The sequence below is a fragment of the Phenylobacterium sp. genome, from assembly GCF_037138395.1.
Classification (GTDB): Bacteria; Pseudomonadota; Alphaproteobacteria; order Caulobacterales; family Caulobacteraceae; genus Phenylobacterium.
On record NZ_JBAXIM010000235.1, the window covers coordinates 1 to 2,472 of the forward strand.

Here is a 2,472-nt window from a genome sequence, read left to right on the forward strand (position 1 = left end):
GCGACGTAGCGGAGGTCGCGGGCTTCCTTCTGGCGGGCGCGGAGGTCCAGGTCGCGGGCTTCCTGGGTGATGGCTTCGTCCTCCAGGCGCAGGCGCTCGGCCTCGGCGGCGGCAATGCGTTTGGCGTCGCGCTCGGCGCTGCGGGCGGCGCGGACGGCCTCCAGCTCGGCGGCGGCAGCGGCCTTGCGGGCCTCAAGATTGGGATCAATGACGTGGGGCTTGGGTTTGAAGCGTTCCAGCATCGCCTTCTTGGCGGCGGCTGCCGTCTCCTGGCGTTCTGCGCGCTCTGCGAATTTTTTCATGCTTTTAGGTTCGAACCTTTGGTCTCAGATTTCCGACTTCGGGGTCCGGTTCCGGTCCGCCGCCAGCTTCCCCGACAGGAGGGGACGCAAGGCCTGCGGGTCTATCGACTTTCTGGAGCGGGCGAGGCGATTCGAACGCCCGACCCCAACCTTGGCAAGGTTGTGCTCTACCCCTGAGCTACGCCCGCGCTCCGTGAGGCCCCTTGCGGGACCCCGATGTTCGGGAGCCGGCTTATGGCAGAGGGCCGGCGGCTTGGCAAGACGGTGTCAGCCCAGGAACCGGGGGGTCTTGAGGCGGCGCTTGTTCACATGCTCCGTGGGGGCGGGGCCGGTCTCGTCGGGCAGTTCACCGCGGAAATAGAAGCGTTGCCAGGCCTCCTTGGTGGCCTCGGGGTCGAAACGCATGATCCGGCGGTTGAACTCGGCCCGGTGCTTTTCCCAGGCGTCATACTGGCCGCGCAGCTCGGGGTTGCGGGACATGGAGCGGATCACCGGCTGGAAGTCGGCCAGCTCGCGGTCCTTCATCAGGGTGATGAAGCAGAAGGGCTCGCCCTTCTCGAACCGCACCCGGCCCGGGCGGGTGAAGATCCAGTTCATGGTGAAGGGGAAGGGCAGCCAGTCGGTCTCGACCAGGCCCGACAGGGGCTGGATGCCGTCCTTCACATGGTTGGGCGGGCCCTGGGCCAGGACCGACCAGCCGGGCGGGGTGCGGAAGAGATAGCCCGGGTGCATGGTGACCACGCCCGAAGAGAAGTGGCTCATGACGAAGCGGTGGAACTCCGGGTGGGGCCGGTCGGGGGTGAGGGTGATGTCCGCCTGCATGGCCCCGCCGTTCCACTCGGCGGTGAAGCTCATGGGGCAGAGGATCTCCCAACCCGTGGTGTTGGCCATGGACAGGGGCAGGCAGCGATAGGGGTGCCGGGAGGCGAAATTGTCCATCCAGGCGCGCTGGGGCCGGCCGGGCACGATCTCCGGCGGGCGATCGGCGGTGGGATAGCACTCAAGCTCCATGGCGGGCTCCCGGTCCTTGTGGTTTCCACCCCTTCCATTAGCGAGGGCGCGCGCGCAGCGTCCACCGCTATTCCGGCGGGCGGGGGAAGGGTAAGAAGCCCCATGCTCGACCGCGCCGGCCTTCTCGCCCTCTTCGACAAGCTGGGGATGGCGCATGCCACCCTGGACCATCCGGCGGTGTTCCGGGTGGGAGAGGGCGGGGCGATCAAGGCGAAGATCCCCGGCGCCCACACCAAGAACCTGTTCCTGAAGGACGCCCGGGGCGACCTCTGGCTGGTCTGCGCCAAGGACGACACGGCCATCGACCTGAAGCGGCTGCACGGGGTGATCGGCTCGGCCCGCCTGTCCTTCGGCCCGGCGGAGGTGATGGCCGAGACCCTGGGGGTGACGCCGGGCTCAGTGACCCTGTTCGCCCTGGCCAATGATCCCCTGCACCGGGTGCGGCTGGTCCTGGACCTGGCCCTGGCGCAGGCGGAAGCGGTCAGCTTCCATCCCCTGGAGAACACCGCCACCACCACGGTGGGCCAGGACGGGCTGAGGACCTTCCTCGACCACCTGGGCCGCGAGCCTCTGGTGGTGGATTTCCCTCGCCTGGCCCTTTGTTCGCTTCCGACGCGTTGAAGCCGAGGCCCGGAAGGTCCATCTTGCAGCCTCAAGTCCAGCATGGAGAGTCCCATGGCGCTGATCGGTGAAAACTCGGGCCCCCCGGCGGGCGCAGCGCCCGCAGGTCTGATCAAGGACGGGACGGACGCCGGCTTCATGGCCGACGTGATCGAGGCCTCGCGGGAGACGCCGGTCATGGTCGACTTCTGGGCGCCCTGGTGCGGCCCCTGCAAGCAGTTGGGCCCGGCCATCGAGCGCGCCGTCACCGCCGCCCGGGGCAAGGTGAAGCTGGTAAAGATCGACATCGACCAGCATCCCCAGTTCGCCGGCCAGCTGCGCGTCCAGTCCATTCCCGCCGTCTTCGCCTTCGTGGACGGCCGGCCCGTAGACGGCTTCACGGGCGCCCTGCCGGAGAGCCAGATCAAGGCCTTCGTGGAACGCCTGGCCGCCCAGGCCCCCGCCGACGCCGGCGACGAGCTGATCACCGTTGGCCGCGAGGCCCTGGAGGCCGGCGACCTCAACACCGCGGCCCAGGCCTTCGCCCGGGCGCTGCAGG

The 2,472-nt window shown here is 68.9% G+C and carries 4 protein-coding genes and 1 tRNA gene; 2 read left to right on the forward strand and 3 right to left on the reverse strand.

The window, feature by feature from the left end; genetic code table 11:
• The 3 genes from WCJ52_RS12695 to WCJ52_RS12705 all read right to left on the reverse strand — a co-directional run.
• Window positions 1-302 (reverse strand): DUF6481 family protein (locus tag WCJ52_RS12695; protein WP_336903670.1); only part of this gene is annotated, 302 nt, incomplete at its 3' end.
• A 113-nt stretch (window positions 303-415) separates the two neighbouring features.
• Window positions 416-490: transfer RNA gene (locus WCJ52_RS12700), tRNA-Gly, on the reverse strand.
• 79 nt (window positions 491-569) lie between these two features.
• Window positions 570-1,313, reverse strand: a complete 744-nt coding sequence (locus WCJ52_RS12705; protein WP_336903671.1) for a DUF6065 family protein — start codon at window positions 1,311-1,313, stop codon at window positions 570-572.
• A 102-nt stretch (window positions 1,314-1,415) separates the two neighbouring features.
• Here WCJ52_RS12705 and WCJ52_RS12710 point away from each other — a divergent pair, with 102 nt between their 5' ends.
• Both WCJ52_RS12710 and WCJ52_RS12715 read left to right on the forward strand, forming a co-directional pair.
• Window positions 1,416-1,934: a YbaK/EbsC family protein gene (locus WCJ52_RS12710; protein WP_336903672.1), complete on the forward strand. Its 519-nt coding sequence runs from the start codon at window positions 1,416-1,418 to the stop codon at window positions 1,932-1,934.
• A 54-nt stretch (window positions 1,935-1,988) separates the two neighbouring features.
• Window positions 1,989-2,472 (forward strand): thioredoxin domain-containing protein (locus tag WCJ52_RS12715; RefSeq protein WP_336903673.1); only part of this gene is annotated, 484 nt, incomplete at its 3' end.

What these genes read in the sequence shown, in the direction of transcription:
- WCJ52_RS12710 (WP_336903672.1), top strand. Translation starts at nt 1,416, where the DNA reads ATGCTCGACCGCGCCGGCCTTCTCGCCCTCTTCGACAAGCTGGGGATG.
- WCJ52_RS12705 (WP_336903671.1), bottom strand. Translation starts at nt 1,313, where the DNA reads ATGGAGCTTGAGTGCTATCCCACCGCCGATCGCCCGCCGGAGATCGTG.